The 18253-nt window shown below is 43.1% G+C and carries 15 protein-coding genes; 8 read left to right on the forward strand and 7 right to left on the reverse strand.

Annotated features, from left to right (window positions below; translation table 11 throughout):
- Positions 1-51 precede the first annotated feature (51 nt).
- The 3 genes from M1E86_RS03165 to M1E86_RS03175 all read right to left on the reverse strand — a co-directional run bounded on the left by M1E86_RS03165 (position 52) and on the right by M1E86_RS03175 (position 4457).
- The gene (locus M1E86_RS03165) at positions 52-2817 is read right to left on the reverse strand and encodes a secretin and TonB N-terminal domain-containing protein (protein ID WP_213912987.1); all 2766 of its coding nucleotides are present in this window, start codon (positions 2815-2817) and stop codon (positions 52-54) included.
- 117 nt (positions 2818-2934) lie between these two features.
- A complete protein-coding gene (locus M1E86_RS03170; RefSeq protein WP_213912986.1) occupies positions 2935-3921 on the reverse strand; it encodes a FecR family protein in 987 nt (328 codons plus the stop codon).
- Entirely contained in the window at positions 3921-4457 is a 537-nt protein-coding gene (locus M1E86_RS03175) for an RNA polymerase sigma factor (protein ID WP_426099246.1), read from the reverse strand. The genes M1E86_RS03170 and M1E86_RS03175 overlap by 1 nt, the downstream gene beginning before the upstream one ends.
- Positions 4458-4636: 179 nt before the next feature.
- On the opposite strand from M1E86_RS03175, the gene M1E86_RS03180 reads away from it, so the two are divergent.
- Positions 4637-5419, forward strand: coding sequence for an energy transducer TonB family protein (locus M1E86_RS03180; RefSeq protein WP_213912985.1), 783 nt, complete (start codon positions 4637-4639; stop codon positions 5417-5419).
- A 26-nt stretch (positions 5420-5445) separates the two neighbouring features.
- Here M1E86_RS03180 and M1E86_RS03185 read toward each other — a convergent pair whose 3' ends face one another.
- Positions 5446-6216 carry an AhpA/YtjB family protein gene (locus tag M1E86_RS03185; protein WP_213912984.1) on the reverse strand — a complete coding sequence of 257 codons (771 nt, stop codon included), beginning with the start codon at positions 6214-6216 and terminating at the stop codon, positions 5446-5448.
- Between the two features lie 192 nt (positions 6217-6408).
- On the opposite strand from M1E86_RS03185, the gene serB reads away from it, so the two are divergent.
- From serB to nadR, 3 genes are all read left to right on the forward strand, one after another.
- Complete coding sequence (serB, locus tag M1E86_RS03190; RefSeq protein WP_213912983.1) at positions 6409-7386, forward strand: phosphoserine phosphatase; 978 nt, start codon at positions 6409-6411, stop codon at positions 7384-7386.
- 347 nt (positions 7387-7733) lie between these two features.
- Positions 7734-9119 carry a DNA repair protein RadA gene (radA, locus tag M1E86_RS03195; RefSeq protein ID WP_213912982.1) on the forward strand — a complete coding sequence of 462 codons (1386 nt, stop codon included), beginning with the start codon at positions 7734-7736 and terminating at the stop codon, positions 9117-9119.
- Positions 9120-9147: 28 nt separating this feature from the next.
- Positions 9148-10383: a multifunctional transcriptional regulator/nicotinamide-nucleotide adenylyltransferase/ribosylnicotinamide kinase NadR gene (gene nadR / locus M1E86_RS03200; protein WP_125891891.1), complete on the forward strand. Its 1236-nt coding sequence runs from the start codon at positions 9148-9150 to the stop codon at positions 10381-10383.
- A gap of 102 nt (positions 10384-10485) precedes the next feature.
- Here nadR and ettA read toward each other — a convergent pair whose 3' ends face one another.
- Positions 10486-12153, reverse strand: a complete 1668-nt coding sequence (gene ettA / locus M1E86_RS03205; protein ID WP_004914750.1) for an energy-dependent translational throttle protein EttA — start codon at positions 12151-12153, stop codon at positions 10486-10488.
- Between the two features lie 456 nt (positions 12154-12609).
- On the opposite strand from ettA, the gene sltY reads away from it, so the two are divergent.
- Together sltY and trpR are read left to right on the forward strand one after the other, a co-directional pair.
- A complete protein-coding gene (gene sltY / locus M1E86_RS03210; RefSeq protein ID WP_185746895.1) occupies positions 12610-14523 on the forward strand; it encodes a murein transglycosylase in 1914 nt (637 codons plus the stop codon).
- A 224-nt stretch (positions 14524-14747) separates the two neighbouring features.
- Positions 14748-15065, forward strand: a complete 318-nt coding sequence (gene trpR / locus M1E86_RS03215; RefSeq protein ID WP_125891892.1) for a trp operon repressor — start codon at positions 14748-14750, stop codon at positions 15063-15065.
- A 329-nt stretch (positions 15066-15394) separates the two neighbouring features.
- Here the strand turns inward: trpR and yjjX are convergent, their stop codons facing one another.
- Positions 15395-15931, reverse strand: a complete 537-nt coding sequence (gene yjjX / locus M1E86_RS03220) for an inosine/xanthosine triphosphatase (protein ID WP_004914743.1) — start codon at positions 15929-15931, stop codon at positions 15395-15397.
- 52 nt (positions 15932-15983) lie between these two features.
- Here yjjX and gpmB point away from each other — a divergent pair, with 52 nt between their 5' ends.
- On the forward strand, positions 15984-16631 hold the full coding sequence (gpmB, locus tag M1E86_RS03225) for a 2,3-diphosphoglycerate-dependent phosphoglycerate mutase GpmB (RefSeq protein ID WP_125891893.1): 648 nt from the start codon (positions 15984-15986) through the stop codon (positions 16629-16631).
- A 43-nt stretch (positions 16632-16674) separates the two neighbouring features.
- On the opposite strand, the gene robA is transcribed toward gpmB, so the two are convergent.
- A complete protein-coding gene (gene robA / locus M1E86_RS03230) occupies positions 16675-17589 on the reverse strand; it encodes an MDR efflux pump AcrAB transcriptional activator RobA (protein ID WP_426099247.1) in 915 nt (304 codons plus the stop codon).
- A 185-nt stretch (positions 17590-17774) separates the two neighbouring features.
- Between robA and creA the strand changes: the two genes are divergently transcribed.
- Positions 17775-18251, forward strand: coding sequence for a protein CreA (creA, locus tag M1E86_RS03235; RefSeq protein WP_213912980.1), 477 nt, complete (start codon positions 17775-17777; stop codon positions 18249-18251).
- Positions 18252-18253 lie beyond the last annotated feature (2 nt).

Raw genomic sequence — 18253 nt, forward strand, 5'->3', positions numbered from 1 at the left:
TTTGTTGTTTTAATTGCTTAACGAGTTTCATTGCTCACATTGCGTTATGGATTACAGGTCGTAATTGACTTGTAACCAGAACTGACGGCCCGGGTCGTAGGATTTCAATACACGGTCTTCAAAGACAAAGCGGTCAGCAACGTTTTTATTATTGAGGATGTTATTTACTTCAACGGAGAAACCAAACCCGTAAGCAAAATCAGGCTTCCAGCCAAGACGGGTGTCCCACGTATATTTACTGGAGAAATGTTGCTTGGTGTATTTGCGAACTTGTCCATATTCAGGGTCGACTGCGTAGGCATTGTCGTAGCGAACCGCTTGGTCACGAGCCCCCCACCATTGTAGGCGGTTGTACCACGTTAGATCATAATCATCCCAAACACTGGTCAGTTCTAAGTTAAATTTGAACGGAGAGTTAAAGCTAGTTGATGGCAATTTCGATGCGTCAATAATTTTGCCGTCATACCAAACCTTGTTGAGGTTAACCTTATTGGCGGGGTCGAATGAGTTATAGCCAGAATCTTTTGGCGTATTACTTTCACTTTGTTGCCATGTGAGTGATGCTGTCATGACATGGGAAGCTTCCGCCCACTCCCAAGGTTGGCTGTTATTAACGGAAAGGGTCACCGTATCATGTGAGCTACGACCGCCATTGTCATACATGCGAATACTGCGTTTATCGGCATCACGGGTGTCATATTTTGTACGAGTTCTGACTTCGTCATACCCTTCACGGTGTACATATTGTAAACGCCATGTGGTTGAAAGGATTTCTTGTTGCAAAGCAAGGGTAAGTTCATCGTTATACGGTGTTTTTAGTGAATCGATACCTTCGTAATCTTTTTTATTATCCCAATCATTTAAACTTGGATCTAATGAACAGCCCCAATTACAGTTTTGCATACCTGCATTCTGTGCACCATATAAGGCATAGGTTAGCATTGAACGGCCATAATAACGGTTAGCACCAGCAATCAATAACGTTGAGTTGTCGCCAAAAATGTCATATGAACCGGAAAGTCGAGGGGCAATATTTGTGCGGCTCACAAAGTCATCACGATCTAAACGAATGCCAGGGCGCAGTGTCAATTTGCCATATTGCAAGTTGTCATCGAGAAATAATGCGTAGTTAGTATAATCTGCGGAGTGCTTACCAGCTTGGAACCGAGTGATATTAGTAAGTTGACCATTCCAATAATCATTTTTGTCAATGACACCTGAATAGTTATAACGATAAAAATCACTATCTCGTTTATATGTCCCTTTAGTATAGCTGAGCTCACTACCAATAGTTGGGTTATGCGTAATACCTAAGCCATCTTCCATTGAGGTGAATCTCATAACTGCTTTTGCTGTTTGGCTATTTTGTTCAGAGATTAAATCACCTTGTCCGCCACTACGTAGGTATTTCCGGTTATCCCAGTTATAGTCAGAGTCCATTGCGAGAACTTCGACATAATAGTTTTGGTCATTGGCTCGCTCATCTTTTAGCTGCTGAGTACTTGCTGTTAGCTCTAACTGACCAACTTCAAATTGGTGTTTGAAAACGCCTGTAAAACCTAAACCTTTATGTGTGCTGTCATAACCTGAATTCATGATAGTAGAAGTAAATAAGCGGCTATCATAGTCAGCATAGTTTGCCGAAAGATCCAAGGAGCTTTTATCAGAGAGATCAATGGTATATTTCAAAAAGTAGTTATCAGAAGTCCTTTTTTGATCTTTTTTTCCAGTTAGACCGTCTGTCATTTCCAATTCGCCATCGCCATTTATCATTGCGGCACCATCATTGGCGAGCGTCATTGGAATAGTCGAACTACGGCGTGAGGCAGAGAACACAACTCCTGAGTTTTCACTCACCCCTAATTCAAACCAGCCGCCAAAGTCATTTTTATCATAGCGGTTTTGGAAGCGAGCGGGGTTGGCGGTATCATTTTTAGTGGTATCAATCCCTTGCGATGAATCGTGGAACAAATTATTCCAACCGGAACGGGTTAAGCGGTAATAGGCGTGAGCGCTATTTTCCCCTTGCCAGCGACGGCTATTGACTTCTACCGTTCCCCCCGTAAATCCGCCAAATTCGACTGGAATATTATTGTCATACACCGTCATGCTGTCGATCAGGCGGCTATCGATGTAAATCCCTTGGTCGCTACTGCTCAAACGGGTTGTGGTTTCACCGAGACCGTTGTCTGCAGGGTCAAAATCGTTGTTAAAGCTTACGCCATCAAGGCGATAGGCGTTTTGGTAGCTGCTTGAGCCGTGAATAGAAATACGGGAAGGTTTGATTTCCCCTTGGTTCATTGAGTTGCTGTCATTATTGGCAAATTGGACAGCAGGGTTAGTTTTCATCAAATCCGTAATATTGCCATCACCCGTATTTCTTTGGCTAATTTCTTCAGACGTCACGTATTGCGGTGCTGATATCACATCTGTCGCGGGGTGGTTCTGAACAACGCCAGAGACTTGGGTTTCTGGTAATACCAATGTGCCTTGGCTTAAATTTTGCTGACGAATAACGAAAACACCATTTTCATTGATTAACTCTAATCCGCTACCGATGAGTATTTTTTGTAATGCGGTTTGTGCGGAGTAGTTGCCAGACAATGCAGGTGCGCGTAAGCCACTTAATTGGCCTTTATCATAGAGCAATTGGATTTGCCCTTGGCGGCTAATTTCAGCGACAGAGGTAGCAAGTGATTGTTCTGGTAATGAAAAATTCATTTCTTGCGCGAAGGCAACTTGACAAGTAATAGCACTACTGACCGCCACAGCAAGGGCGAGCGGCCTTAATCGGCGTTGAGTAAACTGAATAGACATGGATATCCCTTATTCTTAAGCTGCACAAAAAGCGTGCGAAAATAGGTCAGCAAAATGATGACTAATTAAGAAGAGGGGGAAATGAGAATTATCCTCACCTGCAAATGAAAATATTTTTCATTTATTTTTTTTATTTTGGATAATCAATACGTTATTTTTGTCTCGATAGACGACTTGTACGGGAAGTAAAGAGGGAAGGGCCTGAAAAAACTGTTCTGGCTGGTGGGTATTGATGCGACCTGAGATTTTACTCTTCGCCAATTGAGTGGGGGAAAGCTCGATATTTATCGACGAATAGTTTTTAAGTTCGTCGAGTACCTCTGAAAGCGGTTTATCAACAAAAATTAACTCACCAAAGCGCCAACGAGCCACATCTAGCGGGTTAATTTGTTGGCGAGTGATTGGGCTATTTGGTGATTGACTGACTGCGCTGTCTCCGGCAAGTAAGAACACGGGCTGTTTGCTTGCTATATCTTCAAAGCTAACAATGCCTTGGCTGACATTCACGGCAACTTGCTGAGCCACTTTGTTAATTTCAAATTCTGTCCCTACCACTTGGATACGCCGGTTATCAGCTTGAACAACAAAAGGCCGATAAGGGTTGGATTTGACTTTGAAGTAAACATTTCCCTGTTCTAGATACAGGTTACGCACTGGGGTTTCATAGGCAACATGAATGCGTGTATTGTGGTTGAGAAATAGCTGGGAGCCATCAGGCAACGTGACTTCTTTAGGCGTATTCGTTGCCACTAAAGTCATATTATTGAGCAACATTGCAGGCAAGTGGCTGTATGGCAAAAACAAAATAGCCGCAATAAAAAATGCCGCTAAGGTATTGCCCAACGGGCGCCATAAGCGAAAAAAAGGGCGTTTTTCCTTGGGGAGTGTTGTGCTAGCAGGGCGTGGCATGTGATCAAAATCGCGCCATAGCCCAGCGATGGCATCATAAGCTCTTGCATGTTCAGGTGACGCTGAAATCCATTGTTTGAATTGCTCAGTTTCAAGGGCACTGATCCGTTGGCTGTGCATGCGGGTAAACCACAGCGCAGCCTCTTCATCAATGCGACTTTCATCATCTGCTGTTTGCAAAGAGTCGTGTGTCATTACAAATTATTGCCCTGATTATCAAGGTGTTTTTTACAGTGAACAAGTGCTGCTGCAATATGTTTTTCCACCATACTGATTGAAATTTCCATTCGCTCAGCAATCTCACTTTGTGATAAACCATCAAAACGATAAAGCAAAAAAGCTTCTCGTCGACGGGGTGGTAACGTTTCAAGTGCTTCGCTTAGCCGTTGGATCCGTTGCTGATGTTCCAATATTTCACTGGGATCAGCTTGGCTCTGTTCAAAATGAGACTCATGAGTAATATCATCAATGGATGTTTCTGATCTAGTTTGGCGTTGGTTACGTCGCCAATGGTCAATCAAAACATGATTCGCAATTTTAAACAGGTAAGCGCGGCTCTCTTTAACAGGCGTTTGTTCTTTACGGTTTAGCCATAGTGTAAACACATCCTGTGATAAATCATCAGCATCATTGCTGTTATCTAGCCGATTGCGGAAAAAGCGCACAAGTTGGCTATATGTTGACTGATACGCACCGCTAATTTTACGGGCAAGAGATTTATCAATAGTCATTTTACTGGTGTTAATGTCATAAAAGAGCACAATCGTGCTGATTAATAATCTGCTCAGATTACTTTATTATTTAAATCAATAAGTTGTTTTAATAATTGTGTTTTTACTAATAATAATGAATATCATTTTTGTTTGTATTATGCCTATAATCTGCAAAAAATAAAGTCGTGAGGCAGAATATGAGCAGTATGACGGGTCAGTTAGAGCGCCCGATTTTCCGTCCACTAGGCGGTTTGGTTTTAAGTTGTTTTTTCCATGGAACACTGGCAATCATTTTTATCGGGTGGTTCACCTCTTCAATTCCGAAGACTGGGGTATTACCTCCGGCAATCTCGTTGCAGCTGGGGGTTTATCAGCTTGAACAACAGGCAGAGCCTGAGATTAATCATGCACCGAAACAACAGATGACAACGCGAGAGGAGTCATTGCCTGAAGTTGTTGAAAAGGTAGATAAATTACCTGAGACTGCGATCGTCGATAATGGCACGTTAACAAAAGTTAGCGAGAAAAAACGCCCACCGAAAAAGAAAATTCCGCAAGAGAAAAGAATCATCGAAGAAGCCCCTGTTACCACGCAGGAGTCGACCGTTACTTCAGCCCCTGCATCTGGAAGTGAATCTAGCAGTAGTGCGAATTTTTCCAGTAATGCGTCTGCGGCAGTAAGTGGGCACCAAGGTTGGCAAAGTGAGGTGCATCAGCGGATAGCCAAAACTAAGCGCTACCCGCGTGCAGCACTGCGTTACCGTTCAACAGGGGTCTCTCATATCAAAGTGATTTTGGATAGCCGGGGTGAAGTGATTGCCGCCAGTTTATTGAATTCATCCGGTACAAAAATATTGGATAAAGAAGCATTGGCAACCATCTCACGAGCTGCGCCTTTCCCGATCCCTCCAGAGACATTATTGGTCGATGGCCAAGTTGAGTTTGTCGCGCCAATCGTGTTTGATACAACTTCTATTTAAATTCAATCAAATAGCCCTTTTTAGGGCTATTTATCAGACGAATTTGGTTTGTTTTTTTGTGTCGGCCGCTTAGGGCGATAAGGCCGCTGTTCTTTTTTTCGTTTTAAACGTGCTGGTTTCGTTTTTGGGGACGTTTTGCTTTCTTGATCGTCTTCATTGCTTTCATCGTCTCCATTATCATCTTGATTTTCCTCTGTATTAACGACGAGCGGTGGGGCTTGCTTATGGCCTTTCTTTTTCTTTAAACGCAGTAATGTATTAGCTAAAACGAAGCCAATACATAAGGCGAGCAGAATAAAGATTCGCAATACATTGGTGCTGTTATCGGCTTGTTGAATTTCAGCGGAAAGAAGCTCTGTATCAATAGTTAAACGCAAATAGCCTTTGGGTTCTTTTGTGCCTTGGATGGGAACGACAAGTTGGTATTGAAAATTTTGCAGTGATGCGTTGTCATCTATCGCAAGCCGTTCTTTTACCGTTGCAGGCTCACCGACTTGAGTGATCAGTGTGCCACTGGCCGTATAGATGCTAGCATCTAAAATATACCTGTCTTTTACCACGTTATTTAAATTGGCATTAATTCGTTCTAAATTAAAATCTTTACTGCCGGGAACAATATAATCAGATAAGCTGAAAGCAACTTGCTTAGCAAGAACATAAGTCAGTTGTTTAAATTGCTCAATTCTGCCTTGGTTTTGGCTATTTCCTAAATAAGAAATACCATGCATAAGTAAGGTTACCAGCGCAACGCAGATAACGATAATGACTGTTTTGTGGAGCTTAAAGGTAAGTTTCATTGCTTTATTGGTGCTCTCGACTTATTTTGAGTATAAAGGTGTCGTTATACTTCAGCGAATATAGGGTTATCTTCCGTTTTAACAGTAAATACATAAGGTCATAAAGCCTTAAAATTTAGTATAGTGGCTTCGTTCGGCTGCTCGCAACTTATCATTATAAAAAAGTTACATCGATTACAGGAGCTAATTTTCATGTCAACGAGCTTGACCTATTGTTACCTACCCGACGAAATCCAAAAATGGCCAGGGTTGCCATTGTCATTAAGTGGTGAAGAAGTGATGCCATTGGATTATCGTGCTGGGGACAGTGGGTGGTTACTATATGGCCGCGGCTTAGATAAAGCGCGGATCAGTAATTTCCAACAGCGATTAGGGATCGCTATCGTAATTGTCTCTTCGTGGCGTATTGATGACTACCAAGTGGTCAGAATCGCTGGGAGTATTACACCTCGAATTAAAAAACTCGCTGACGAATGTTTATTAGATGTCGTGCCATTAGGGCAAATTCCACGTTTGCGTTCACCGGGCCTATTACTGATGGATATGGACTCGACAGCGATTCAAATTGAATGTATCGATGAAATTGCTCGCTTAGCAGGGGTAGGGGAGCAGGTTGCTGAAGTGACCGAGCGAGCCATGCTAGGGGAACTCGATTTTACGGAAAGTTTACGAGCACGGGTTAGCTTACTTGAAGGTGCCGACGCCGCTATTCTTGACCAAGTGATGGAAACACTGCCTTTGATGCCAGGTTTAACGAACCTTGTGCGCAAGTTACAAGCGATGAATTGGCACATAGCGATAGCATCCGGTGGTTTTACTTTTTTTGCGGATAATTTACGTCAACGGCTCAAACTCGTGGCCGCTGTTGCTAACCAATTAGAAGTTAAGAACGGTAAGTTAACAGGCAAAGTGAAAGGCCCAATTGTGGATGCAAAATATAAAGCACAAACCTTGGTGAAGCTGGCGGAAAAACTGGAAATTCCTATTGAGCAAACTGTTGCCATCGGTGATGGGGCAAATGACCTGAAAATGATCCGTAAAGCAGGGCTGGGTATTGCGTATCATGCGAAGCCAAAGGTGTATGCAAGGGCGAAGGTTGCGATCCGTCATGCAGATCTGATGGGTGTGATGTGTGTGTTGAGCGGGGGCCTCAAACACGAAGAACGCTAAATATTCTTCATATTTCGTGCTGTGGCGGTGTTGGCTGCACTCGGCTGCTTGGGTCACATACTTGTGTATGCTCCCCAAGACATCCTCTTTTGCCGCCTAGCCACAACCCGAACTATTTTGAATATTGATATCGATATTTTATGGTTTGTGCTGTGGCAGTGTTGGCTGCACTTAATCACCCTAGTCACATACTGATGTATGCTCCTAGGGCTTAGCTTTACTTGCCGCCTTGCTACAACACCATCCATTTTGAAGATTAAGCCAAATTAGTATTCAAAATTTTAAGATCATTTTGAGTGCTGTGGTTCGTCGGTTGTAATACAGAATAATTTTAAGAGGAGTTTGCTGTGGCAAAAGGGGTTAAAAGGGCATTTGTCTGTAATGATTGCGGGGCGGACTATCCGCGTTGGCAAGGGCAGTGTAGTGCTTGCCATGCATGGAATACGATTACGGAAGTGCGTCTGGCCTCAACAAGCTCTTCATCACGTACTGACCGCTTAACGGGGTATGCAGGGAATGCGGCTGGGGTGAGCAAAGTCCAGAAATTATCTGACATTAGCCTCGAAGAATTGCCTCGTTTTACTACAGGGTTTAAAGAGTTTGACCGCGTGCTCGGTGGGGGAGTCGTACCGGGCAGTGCCATCCTCATTGGGGGGAACCCGGGAGCCGGTAAAAGTACCTTATTGCTGCAAACCATGTGCTTATTGTCACGTGAAATGAAAACCCTGTACGTCACAGGGGAAGAATCACTTCAACAAGTGGCGATGCGAGCACACCGTTTAGGGCTACCGACTGACTCACTCAATATGCTGTCAGAAACCAGTATTGAGCAAATTTGCTTAACCGCAGAGCAAGAACAACCCAAACTGATGGTGATTGACTCCATCCAAGTGATGCATATGGCTGACATTCAATCATCACCGGGGAGTGTGGCACAAGTGAGGGAAACCGCGGCTTATCTCACTCGCTTCGCAAAAACGCGCGGTGTGGCCATCATAATGGTTGGTCACGTCACCAAAGATGGCTCACTGGCTGGGCCAAAAGTCCTCGAACACTGTATTGACTGCTCTATTATGTTAGATGGCGATGCGGATAACCGCTTCCGTACTTTGCGCAGTCATAAAAACCGTTTCGGTGCAGTGAATGAATTAGGCGTGTTTGCCATGACAGAACAAGGGCTTAAAGAAGTGAGTAACCCTTCTGCAATCTTTTTAAGTCGTGGTGATGAAATTACCTCTGGAAGCTCCGTGATGGTAGTTTGGGAAGGAACCCGGCCGTTGCTGGTGGAAATCCAAGCGCTTGTGGATCATTCGATGATGTCGAACCCACGACGTGTTGCGGTTGGGCTTGAACAAAACCGTTTAGCCATTTTATTGGCAGTGCTACATCGCCATGGTGGGCTGCAAATGTCAGACCAAGACGTTTTTGTCAACGTCGTGGGTGGGGTAAAAGTGACTGAAACCAGTGCGGATTTAGCCTTATTGCTTTCTTTGGTTTCCAGTTTTCGTGATCGTCCATTGCCTAGAGATCTGGTCGTATTTGGTGAAGTTGGGCTGGCAGGGGAAATTCGCCCTGTACCGAGTGGGCAGGAACGTATCTCTGAAGCAGCAAAACATGGCTTTAAACGTGCCATTGTACCCCATGCGAATATGCCCAAAAAATCACCGCCAGATATGAAAGTGTATGGCGTGAAAAAATTAGCGGACGCATTAAGTATTTTGGATGAACTATAAGCTTTTAATTTAGGTAAAAGGAAAATACATGGCTGAATTTGACTATCTCAAAAACGCAATCAAACGAGCGGGTTACACGCTCCAGCAAGTTGCGGATGCGACAGATATGACCAAAGGCTATCTCAGCCAGTTAATCAACAACAAAATTAAAAGCCCCAGCGCGCAAAAAATCGCGGCATTACACCGTTTTTTAGGCCTTGAATACCCTAATCAGCAAAAAACCATTGGAGTGGTATTTGGCAAATTTTATCCATTGCATACTGGGCATATTTATTTGATTCAACGCGCATGCAGCCAAGTGGATGAACTCCACGTCATTCTTTGCCATGATGAACCTCGCGATAAAGAGTTGTTTGTTAACAGTTCTATGTCTCAGCAACCCACTGTGAGCGACCGCTTACGATGGTTGTTACAAACCTTTAAATATCAAAAAAATATTCATATTCATTCGTTTGATGAAAATGGTATAGAGCCTTATCCACACGGTTGGGAAGTGTGGAGTGACGGAATGAAAGGCTTTTTGAAAAAGCATAATATTAATCCGAGTTTTATCTATTCAGGGGAAGCGAATGACGCTCCGCGCTATAAAAAATACTTAGGTATCGAAACCATTTTGATCGACCCTGAACGCACGTTTATGAATATCAGCGGTAACCAAATTCGCCAAGCGCCATTTCGTTATTGGGAATATATCCCCACAGAAGTGAAACCCTTCTTTGTGCGTAAAGTGGCTATTTTAGGCGGTGAATCGAGTGGTAAATCGACGTTAGTCAATAAGTTAGCCAATATTTTTAACACATCCAGTGCGTGGGAGTATGGCCGTGACTATGTGTTTAGCCACCTTGGTGGTGATGAGATGGCATTGCAATATTCTGACTACGACAAAATTGCCTTAGGGCATGCACAGTACATTGATTTCGCAGTAAAATATGCCAATAAAGTGGCATTTATTGATACCGATTTTGTCACGACCCAAGCCTTCTGTTTGCGCTATGAAGGTAAAGAACACCCATTTGTTCAGGCTCTGATTGATGAGTATCGATTCGATTTGGTGATAGTTTTGGAAAACAACACCCCTTGGGTGGCTGATGGGTTACGCAGTTTAGGAAGTGATAAAGACAGGAAAGCGTTCCAAAACTTACTTATTGAAATGCTTAAGAAAAATAATATTGAGTTTGTACGCGTCGAATCTTCCGATTACGACACGCGTTTCTTAGAGTGTGTCACCCTCGTTCAACAGCTATTGATGTTAGATGACTTATAAAATTACTCAATAAAAAGCGGCATCTAATGATGCCGCCATGGTGATTCTATCTATATGATATCGTTATGATATCGGTCCCTGCAATCCGAAGAATGAAGAATATTACTTCGTCATTCTTTTGTATTTCATCCGATGCGGTTGCAACGCTTCTGCACCTAACGTCCGTTTTTTGTAATCTTCATATTCAGAGAAGTTACCTTCGAAGAACGTAATATTACCTTCGTCTTGGTAATCAATAATATGCGTTGCAATACGGTCAAGGAACCAACGGTCATGGGAAATAACCATAGCACAGCCCGGGAACTCTAACAGGGCGTTTTCCAACGCACGTAAAGTTTCAACGTCGAGGTCGTTAGTTGGTTCATCGAGTAACAGGACGTTGCCGCCCACTTGCAGTAGTTTGGCTAAGTGCAAACGGCCGCGTTCACCACCAGATAACTCACCAACACGTTTACCTTGGTCTACGCCTTTAAAGTTAAAGCGACCGACGTAAGCGCGGCTTGGAATTTCAAAGTTACCAATACGCATGATATCTTGGCCGTTGGAAATCTCTTCCCAGACAGTTTTGCTGTCATCCATTGCATCACGGAACTGGTCAACAGAGGCAATTTTCACGGTATCGCCTAATGTGATCGAACCAGAGTCCGGTTGCTCTTGGCCTGAAATCATACGGAACAGGGTAGATTTACCCGCACCGTTAGGACCGATAATCCCAACTATCGCCCCTTTAGGGATCGAGAAATTCAGGTTGTCAATCAGAACGCGGTCACCATAGGATTTACTTAGGTTTTCAACCTCGATAACTTTATCCCCTAAACGCGGTCCAGGTGGAATAAAGAGTTCGCTGGTTTCATTACGTTTTTGATATTCAACGCTATTAAGCTCTTCAAAACGAGCCAAACGCGCCTTCCCTTTAGCTTGGCGGCCTTTGGGATTTTGGCGGATCCACTCAAGCTCTTTCTCGATAGATTTACGACGAGCGGCTTCTGTAGAGGCTTCTTGCGCCAGACGTTCATCTTTTTGCTCAAGCCAAGAAGAGTAGTTACCTTCCCAAGGAATACCTTCACCACGGTCAAGTTCGAGGATCCAGCCCGCCACGTTATCTAAGAAGTAACGGTCATGCGTGATAGCCACAACAGTCCCTTCGTAATCATGTAAGAAACGCTCTAACCATGCAACAGACTCGGCATCCAAGTGGTTAGTTGGTTCATCGAGCAGTAACATGTCTGGTTTTTCTAATAGCAGACGGCAAATTGCCACACGGCGGCGTTCCCCCCCGGAGAGGTTTTCAATTTTAGCATCCCAAGCTGGCAGGCGCAGTGCATCCGCAGCACGCTCCAATTGGTTATCTAAATTATGGCCGTCTTGCGCGGAAATAATTGCTTCTAACTCGCCTTGCTCTTTTGCGAGTTTATCAAAATCTGCACCTTCTTCTGCGTAAGCTGCATAAACTTCGTCTAAGCGCGTTAATGCATTTTTTACTTCGCTAACCGCTTCTTCAACGGCTTCACGCACGGTGTGCTCAAGGTTTAGCTTCGGTTCTTGCGGAAGGTAGCCGATTTTCAAACCCGGTTGTGGACGCGCTTCACCTTCGATATCGGTATCAATACCCGCCATAATACGCAGTAATGTCGATTTACCTGCACCATTAAGACCTAAAACACCGATCTTAGCCCCCGGAAAGAAGCTCAGAGAGATATTTTTTAAAATATGACGTTTCGGTGGAACAATTTTTCCAACCCGATACATACTATAAACGTATTGAGCCAATTTATTTACCTTTTGATTTATAAAGGGAATTTTAGTTTTCTGTTTCTATGCAGTAGGAATACATGATCTACTGCGATTGGATAAACAACAATAAATATTTTGGTATGAACTATACCTGATTGCGTATGTGATGGTCTAGGCTATCTGCGTTAACTCGATAGTAAAAACCTAATAAATATAAAGTAAAAGACTGTAAAGTCGAAAAATTCAAGAACTCTCCGCTGTTACTAAATAAAAACTTTCGGTAGCATTCATAGTATTGATATATGTTTAATATACCCGTAATCCTTCACGTTGCAGCGTTTTTTGTTGAGGTGGCTAGCCGAGTTACATAGTTTATCTATGCTCCTCGTCTATCTTAGCTTGTCGTTTACCTGCAACTCGAATTATTTGGGTATATATAGGTTAAGGGCTTTCTTGTATTTTGACTTTAGTTTAGTGATGGAGCGAGTGAATATGAAAGGTTGGTTAGCGGCAGTACCTGTGACAATGTTGCTGGTTTCCAGCACCGTATGGGCGGATCCCTTGCAGGCACAAAGGGAACGTTATCAGGCAATTAAGGTTGCATGGGATGCCAATAAAATGGATGAAGTCGAACGCTTGCTGCCGACCTTGCATGATTATCCACTTTACCCTTATCTTGCTTATCGTGAGCTGACTCAAGACTTAGATATTATTTCACCTCGTCAAGTTCAGGAGTTTATTAATACCTATCCAACCTTGCCTGTCGCTAAAAACCTGAAAACACGCTTTGTCAACGAACTAGCTCGCCGCCAAGAGTGGAAATCGCTGCTGGAATTTAGCCCTGAAGCGCCAAAACCTGCCGAAGCACAATGTAATTTTTATTTTGCAAATTGGGCGGTGGGAAATAAACAAATTGCTTGGCAAGGGGCAGAAAAAGCCTGGTTAAATGGCCGTTCAATGCCGAGTGCTTGTGATAAATTATTTAATGAATGGGAAAAAGCAGGTTATTTAACCCCTGAGATGACCCTTGAGCGTATTAACTTAGCCATAAAAGAGGGCAATACCTCGATTGCGAGTTATTTAGCTAAACGCTTACCGCCAAGTTATAAAACGATTGGCGATGCGTTAGTGAAATTACAAAATGACCCTGCCTCAGTTGTGACATTCGCCAAAACGATGACACCAACAGATTTTACTCGTCAAGCCACCATCGCGGCTTTTAGCCGTTATGCACGCCAAGCCCCTGATGCGGCTCGTACAGTACTGAATAGCATCAGTTCTGCCCAAAAAATGAATATGGCGGAAAAGCAGTTACTTAAAGACAGTGTTGCTTGGCAATATATGGGAGATGTGACCCCGGAGCAGGCTCAATGGCGCGATGAAACTATTCAAGAAAGCAATTCATCGTCATTGAAAGAGCGTCGTGTTCGTTTAGCATTAGGCGCTGGTGATAAAACGGGTGTCGCGTCATGGCTAAAACGCTTGCCAGCAGATGTCAAAAATAAAGAAGAGTGGCAGTATTGGCAGGCTATCACGTTAATTGATGCAGGCAAAAAAGCAGAAGGAGAGGTATTACTTCGCCAATTAACGGAGAAGCGCGGCTTCTACCCAATGGTGGCCGCACAGGTACTAGAAATTGACTACCCGGTGTATGTAAAAAGCGCGGTTAAGCCTGATTCAAGTATTGATCAATTGCCTGAAGTACAACGTGTTCGTGAGTTAATGTACTGGGAAATGGATAACCTTGCCCGTTCTGAGTGGGTGAGTTTAGTGGCATCGTTGCCAGCAAACCAGCAAGAGCAATTGGCGCGTTATGCGTTTGATCATAAATGGGCCGATCTCAGTGTTCAAGCGACTATCACAGCCAAACTTTGGGATCACCTAGAAGAACGTTTCCCACTAGCGTGGGACAAAGAATTCAATTTATATACTAAGTCGAAAGATATTCAAAAGAGCTATGCAATGGCGATCGCTCGCCAAGAGAGTGCGTGGAATCCGCAGGCTCGTTCACCGGTTGGAGCGACAGGTTTGATGCAGTTGATGCCAGCAACAGCAAAACATACCGCGCAGAAGCAGGGCATTAATTATGTGAACACGAGCCAGTTGACTAACCCGACAACCAATATTGAGCTAGGAACAGCTTATTTGGAGGATGTTTATCAGCAATTTGGTAATAACCGTATTTTAGCCAGTGCGGCTTATAATGCAGGCCCTTCACGTGTGACTCGCTGGTTAGGTAACAGCGGGGGGCGCATTGATGCGGTCGCATTTGTCGAAAGTATCCCGTTCTCAGAAACTCGCGGTTATGTGAAAAATGTGTTGTCGTATGATTTATTCTATCGGCACTTTATGGGGCAGAAAAATAGTAAAATATTGCTTCCTAATGAGTGGAATATGAAATACTAACAAATACTCTTCATATTTCGAATTGTAGGGGTGTTGGCTACGTTTGCTAACCCTAGTCACATATTTGTGTATGCTCCTAGGGCTATCCTCGCTAGTCGCCTAGCCACAACTCAAACTATTTAGCGTATTAACGCAGTAACTAAATGAAAATGGCGTTTGATTGATGATTTCCAATAAGAGTGTGTTATTATTTGTACTAGTTAAATAGTATGGGTGGATAAACGATGACAGCAAATCAACAACATGACCCGGCACTGACTGCCGATGAAAACGCTGACTGGCTGCGCTTTGTGAATTTATTACAATTGGCATTTGAACAAGATATTCATTTGCCAGTTCTTCAGTTATTACTCACGCCAGATGAACGTACAGCATTAGCGACTCGCGTTAAAATTGTGCAAGAGTTGATGCGCGGTGAAATGAGCCAAAGAGAACTGAAAAATGAGCTCGGCGTGGGGATAGCAACTATTACCCGGGGTTCGAATAGCTTAAAGTCAGCGCCTATTCCTGTGAAGGAGTGGTTGGAGTCTCAACTTCTCTAAAATACGCGTCATATTTTGCACTGTCGCGGTGTTGGCTTCATGGGTTAGCCTTAGTCACATACTTGTGTATGCTCCTAAGATCTAACCCATTTGCCGCCTTGCGACAGCACAAACTATTTAGCGTATTGGGGAAACATTTATTTCTTTTAATTTTCAGTCCATAAAGACTAGCTTCTTTGATAACAGCTTGTCACAGTACGAATTATTTAGAATATTAATACCCTTCATATTTTGAATTAATAGTCACAAAAAAAGTATGGTTTCCCATACTTTAGTGTGAAAAGCGTGGTGTTTAATCGCACATGCAATTTTAATTATTTTAAGTATAATTAATCTTCTACTTGGTTTAGCTCTTTATAAATTTCATGCTTAATGGGAACCAAGGCCAATATCAAGGCTTGTTGGTAAACACTGGTGCGAGTTAATACCCCGTCAGTGAAAAAGCCAATAGCACCACCTTGTTGTTTGATATTATCGATGCCTGTTAAAAAGGCCATTTCATCGCCGAGTTCACGGCCTTCACGAATACCCGCCAGAATTTTTTCTGGGATCATAATACTGGCAGAGCGAGATTCACCACGTATTTGCTTATGTTCAATCACTATCCAAGCAAATGTCATATCGTCTTCGATACCCGCTTCAATACCAACCCAAAAATCCGCTTCAGGGCGAACTTGTCTAGAGGCCATAACACGTTGTCTAGCCCCAGTACGGGTTTCATTATTACCGATAGGTTGCTGTGGAACGCTGCTATCGACATTAATATCTTCAATTTGATAACTGCCAGCCCCAAAAACAGCATCGAAAGCAAGATGGATCGCTTTAATTTTGGCAGGATTAGTCGTTGCAGCTATAACTTGGTACATTAATTATTTTCCTTTGAACACATACTTCGAAAAGTAATAACGGAACACATCTATGTTACAGGTTTATCTTGTTCGCCATGGCGAAACTGAATGGAATTTAGCTCGTCGCATCCAGGGACAATCCGATAGCCCTCTGACCGCCACTGGACGACTGCAAGCAAGGCAGGTGGCTGAGAGGATAAAGTCAGAAGGTATTACCCATATTATCACTAGTGATATGGGACGCACACTGGAAACTGCACAAATAATTGCAAGTGTGTGCGAGTGTGAAATTACCACAGAACCGCGTCTACGTGAACTAAATATGGGTGTTCTTGAACAAAGAGCAATAGAGTCGTTAACGCCAGAGGAAGAACTGTGGCGTAAAAGCTTAATTGATGGAACCCGAGGAGGACGAATTCCAGAGGGTGAATCAATGGAGGAGCTGTATACACGTATGTTTGCAGCACTTAATAGTTGTTTAGATTTGCCTGAAGGTAGCCGCCCACTAATTGTTAGCCATGGGATTGCGTTGAGTACGTTAATTAGCCGTATTATGGGGGTTCCTGCTTACTCAGAACGCCGCCTACGTTTACGTAACTGTTCGTTATCTCGTGTTGATTATCAAAACAGCCCATGGTTAGCGAATGGTTGGATCGTGGAAACAGCAGGCGAAGTAACACACTTATCGCAGCCTGCTCTTGACGAACAGCAAGGCTAACTATTTAGAAAAAGGAGTTTCAATAAACTGAAACTCCTCTTCTTTAAGGGGTTGTGGCCGAACCTGTTTTGATGGGGACATAATAATCAAAGGTATCGATGTGTGTTTTAGGGTCATCATTTTCTGGAGTGATGTGACGTAAATCGATGTCTTTTAATCGATAATGTTCGATGTCATAACCTGGTCGGCGTGTTAAATTCAGCTTAGGCAGATATACACCATAAATTTGGTATAAAAACTCTTGTAATGCATCTCGAGTTGGCGTGCCATTGAACGAAAATTTAACATAATGGCCACTTGGTAGCGTTAAGCTCGTGTATTGGTCAGTATTAAAACTCGCATCTTCAGGTTTTACCGCCGTGGTATAGAATACCGTTTGTTCATCTTCTTTTTCTGGATTATGAATGGCATGGTGCAAGCCAAAAACTTCAGACGCAATCGTCGTCGTATTATCCAAATAGTAGTGCCAAAAAGTTTGGCGCATTTGCGAACAAGCGGTCGACCACTCTTCTAACGCATAAGAACAACTTTGTTCCAAGCCAACTAACTCTTGTGCAGGCATTTGTAGGAACTCATGTTCAATATTCGTGTGATTATCTAAAATAATCGGTGGGCAAATACCTGTCGCACACCACTCTTCACTCCGACGGTAAAAAGCAGGGGTTAGGTTAAACTGCTTTTTAAAGGCTCGAGTAAAAGTTTGTTGCGAATCAAAGCGATACTGCAATGCAATATCAAGAATTGGTCGGCTTGTTAGCCGCAATGCCACAGCCGCACGAGAAAGCCTTCTGGCACGAATATAAGCACCAATCGCTTGGTCAGTCACCTCTTTGAACATTCGTTGTAAATGCCACTTTGAGTAACCCGCTTTTGCGGCAACATTATCCAGCGAGAGTGGTTTATCTAGGTTGTCATCTATCCAGCGAAGCAAGTCGCGAATAATATTAGTTTGATCCATGTATATCCCCAGCCAATGCGACTTATAGAACAGATATAATCTATCAATGAATGGCTATTCTATATCAAGTTATCTTTTTCGGTTATAGTAAATGAGTTGTATTTGATAATTAGTTAAGAAAGTGAATAATAAGTCTTGCTTTACTACGAGGTTTTACCGATTTTTAGTTGAATAGGAAATTCAGTATGCGTCGTTCCAGATTAAAAAATATCATACTTGCGGCATTATTATCAGTGTTGCCGAGCATCACATTTGCTGAGGAAATTGGTTCAGTCGATACTGTTTTTAAAATTTTCGGCCCTGATCATAAAATTGTTGTAGAAGCATTTGATGATCCGGATGTTGAGAATGTCACTTGCTATTTAAGTCGTTCGAAAACAGGGGGGATCAAAGGGGGGTTAGGGTTAGCGGAAGACACCTCTGATGCTGCCATTTCATGTCAGCAAGTTGGACCGATTGAGTTAAGCGACCGCGTCAAACGTAAACCAACAAAAGGGCAGGTTGTTTTTCAAAAACGAACGTCTTTAGTCTTCAAAAAATTACAAGTTGTACGTTTTTACGATCCAAAACGTAATGCATTAATCTATTTGACTTATTCAGATAAGATGATCGACGGCTCACCAAAAAATGCGTTAAGTGCAGTACCAATTATGCCTTGGTGATT

The organism is Providencia sp. PROV200 (assembly GCF_049901995.1).
Lineage (GTDB): Bacteria > Pseudomonadota > Gammaproteobacteria > Enterobacterales > Enterobacteriaceae > Providencia > Providencia rettgeri_E.